1 pseudogene is annotated in these 242 nt (G+C 66.1%); it reads right to left on the bottom strand.

Features of this window, described 5'->3' with window-relative positions:
* Positions 1 to 242, bottom strand: a pseudogene (locus tag EOD29_RS34515) (alpha-D-ribose 1-methylphosphonate 5-triphosphate diphosphatase); the annotation flags it as partial.

The following is a 242-nucleotide window of genomic DNA, read 5'->3' as shown; positions in this document are numbered from 1 at the left end:
CGACGCCCGGGCGGCGTCGAAGCTGGTCGGGAATTCGGCCAGGCGCACACCGTTGTCGATCGCCTCGTCGACATGCGAGAGCGTAGCATCGTCATGGCTTGCCACGGTAATGCCGCGCTCGGCGCAGACTTTGGCGATGGCGTTGCGGTGCGGCGTCGAATTGCGCGCCGATTCTGCCTGGCGCTTGGCGACGAAACGGGCGAAGGCCTCGTCGCTCAGGCCCCGCTTCTTCTGGTAGTAGA

The organism is Mesorhizobium sp. M1A.T.Ca.IN.004.03.1.1, assembly GCF_003997555.1.
GTDB lineage: Bacteria > Pseudomonadota > Alphaproteobacteria > Rhizobiales > Rhizobiaceae > Mesorhizobium.
This window is presented reverse-complemented; position numbering and strand designations above follow the sequence as displayed.